Source organism: Mycolicibacterium arseniciresistens, assembly GCF_030519285.1.
Lineage (GTDB): Bacteria > Actinomycetota > Actinomycetes > Mycobacteriales > Mycobacteriaceae > Mycobacterium > Mycobacterium arseniciresistens.
On sequence record NZ_JAUMSQ010000478.1, the window covers coordinates 1 to 2913 of the forward strand.

The 2913-nt window shown below is 70.4% G+C and carries 3 protein-coding genes and 1 pseudogene; 3 read left to right on the forward strand and 1 reads right to left on the reverse strand.

From position 1 onward, the window contains the following. Positions 1 to 298, forward strand: a pseudogene (locus Q2100_RS30695) (DUF6542 domain-containing protein); the annotation flags it as partial. Between the two features lie 2 nt (positions 299 to 300). On the opposite strand, the gene Q2100_RS30700 reads toward Q2100_RS30695, so the two are convergent. Then, entirely contained in the window at positions 301 to 1302 is a 1002-nt protein-coding gene (locus tag Q2100_RS30700) for a 4-hydroxy-3-methylbut-2-enyl diphosphate reductase (RefSeq protein ID WP_264012758.1), read from the reverse strand. Between the two features lie 65 nt (positions 1303 to 1367). Between Q2100_RS30700 and Q2100_RS30705 the strand changes: the two genes are divergently transcribed. Continuing rightward, positions 1368 to 1928 (forward strand): lipid droplet-associated protein, encoded by a 561-nt coding sequence (locus Q2100_RS30705; RefSeq protein WP_302917051.1) that lies wholly within the window; start codon positions 1368 to 1370, stop codon positions 1926 to 1928. Next, a partial coding sequence (gene xseA / locus Q2100_RS30710) for an exodeoxyribonuclease VII large subunit (protein WP_302917052.1) occupies positions 1925 to 2913 on the forward strand: 989 nt, incomplete at its 3' end. The genes Q2100_RS30705 and xseA, both read left to right, overlap by 4 nt.

The following is a 2913-nucleotide window of genomic DNA, read 5'->3' on the forward strand; positions in this document are numbered from 1 at the left end:
CGAACCACGCCGCAGGCCGCGCAGCCAGTCGGCCCGCGAGCCGCGCAGGGAGCCACCCGCCGAGCGGCGGTCGGCGTACGACTCCTACGAGCGCCCCGAGCGTCGCCGCCGCTACAGCGATCACGACGACTACGAGCCCCTCGAACCGCACCGGACCAACGGCTCCAACGGCAGTTCGACGCATCACCCGGTGTCACGGGTGCGCTACCGCGGCGCCGACGACAGTGACCGCTTCACCGAATACCGCACCCGTCCGCGACGGCGGCACAGCTGGGACGACTACGACTCCGAGCGCTGAGCTCAGCTGCGCGACGGGCGGATCTCGCGCGGCAGCGCGAACACGAGCGTCTCGTTGGCGGTGGTGACCGGCTGCACGGTGTCGAACCCGTGCTCGGCCAGCCTGTCCAGCACGCCGCGCACCAGGATCTCGGGCACCGACGCACCCGACGTCACGCCGACGGTGGTGACACCCTCCAGCCAGGCCGGGTCGATCTCGTCGGCGAAGTCGACCAGGTGTGACGCCGCAGCGCCTGCGAGCAGTGCGACCTCGACCAGCCGCACCGAGTTCGACGAGTTCGGGGAGCCGACGACGATCACGAGATCGCATTCGGGCGCCATCGCCTTCACCGCGACCTGACGGTTCTGGGTGGCGTAGCAGATGTCGTCGCTGGGCGGGTCCTGCAGTGTCGGGAACTTCTCCCGCAGCCGCCGCACCGTCTCCATCGTCTCGTCCACGCTCAGGGTGGTCTGGGACAGCCAGATGACCTTGTTCGGGTCGCGCACGGTGACCTTGTCGACCGCGTCGGGGTTGTCGACGACCTGCACGTGGTCGGGCGCCTCACCGGCGGTGCCGACCACCTCCTCGTGGCCCTCGTGGCCGACGAGCAGGATGTCGTAGTCGTCGCGGGCGAAGCGCTTGGCCTCGTTGTGCACCTTGGTGACCAGCGGGCAGGTGGCGTCGATCGTCTTGAGGTTCCTGGCCGCGGCCTCCACGTGGACGGTCGGCGCGACACCGTGCGCGGAGAACACGACGATGGAACCCTCGGGCACCTCGTCGGTCTGCTCGACGAAGACGGCGCCGGCCTTGGCCAGCGTGTCCACCACGTAGCGGTTGTGCACGATCTCGTGCCGCACGTAGACGGGGGCGCCGTGCTTTTCGAGCGCACGCTCGACGGTCTCGACGGCCCGGTCAACCCCGGCGCAGTAGCCCCGGGGCTCGGCGAGCAGGACCCGCTTGCCGGCGACGCCGCCAGTGACCGAGCTGGAAGCGCCCGGAATCCCCATGTTGATTGTCGACGGCATGGCTCCAGGGTACTTACCCGTAGGGCTATCGGACCAGTTGGCGAGGCCGCCGTACGCTGGTGCCCATGGCTACCGCACCCTATGGGGTCCGTCTGCTGGTCGGCGCAGCCGTGACCGCCATCGAGGAGACCCGAAAGCTGCCGCAGACCATCCTGATGTATCCCATGACGATCGTCAGCCAGGTCGCGCACCTCGTGATGAAGGCGCAGCAGGACGTCGCGGCCCTGGTGATCAAGGGCGACGAGACACTCGAATCGATCTTCCCGCCCAAGGATGAGCAGCCCGAATGGGCGACGTTCGACGAGGACACCGACGACGGGCCCGCCGATGCGAGCGACGACGGCGAGCGCCGCACCGAGGGCCGCTTCGCCCTCTACAGCACCGGTGAGCCGGAGTCGCCGGCCCCCGAGAAGCCCGCCGCCCAGAAGAAGACCGGGACGGACACGCCCGAGATCGTCACCGAGCTGGATTACGAGTCGCTGACGCTCGCCCAGCTGCGGGCACGCCTGCCCTCGCTGCGGATCGCCGATCTCGAGGCGCTGCTCGACTACGAGGGCGACACGAAGGCGCGCGCCCCGTTCCAGACGCTGCTGGCCAACAGGATCACCCGCGCCAGCGCGAAGTGACCACGTCCGAGCCGGGTCAGTCGGCGGAGAATCCCTGGCCGGTCCGCGCAGTCGCCACCCGGGTGGCCAAGTACATCGACCGGCTCGGCATGGTCTGGATCGAGGGTCAGCTCACCGAGTTGAAGCTGCGCCAGTCGACGGCCTGGATGGTGCTGCGTGACCCGGCGGCGGACATGTCGCTGTCGGTGAGCTGTCCGCGCGACCTGGTGGCCAATGCCCCGGTGCCGCTGTCGGAGGGCACCCAGGTGATCGTGCTCGGCAAGCCGCAGTTCTACACCCGCAACGGCTCGTTCAGCCTGCGCATCAGTGAAATCCGCGCCGTCGGGCTCGGCGAACTGCTGGCCCGCATCGCCCGGCTGCGCGAACTGCTCGCGGCCGAGGGCCTGTTCGATGCGCGGCTGAAACGGCCGATCCCGTTCCTGCCCGGCACCGTCGGCCTCATCACCGGGCGGGCCAGTCACGCCGAGCGCGACGTGGTCGCCGTCGCCACCGAGCGCTGGCCCGCGGTGCGATTCGCGATCCGCAACACCGCAGTGCAGGGGCCGAACACCGTGCCGCAGGTGGTCGAGGCGCTGCGCGAACTGGACGCCGATCCCGCCGTCGACGTGATCGTCATCGCCCGTGGCGGCGGCAGCGTAGAGGACCTGCTGCCGTTCTACGACGAGACGCTGTGCCGGGAGATCGCGGCGTGCACGACGCCGGTCGTCAGCGCCATCGGCCACGAACCGGACAACCCGCTGTGCGACCTGGTCGCCGACCTGCGGGCGGCCACGCCGACCGACGCAGCCAAGCGCATCGTTCCCGACGCCGCCGCCGAACAGGCCCTGGTCGCCGAACTGCGGCAGCGCAGCGCGGGCGCACTGCGCAACTGGGTGAACCGGGAGCACCACCTGCTCGCGCAGCTGCGCAGCCGGCCCGTGCTGGCCCAGCCGCTGCAGGCGCTCGACGCCCGCTCCGAGGAGATCCACCGGGCGCTGGCCGCCGC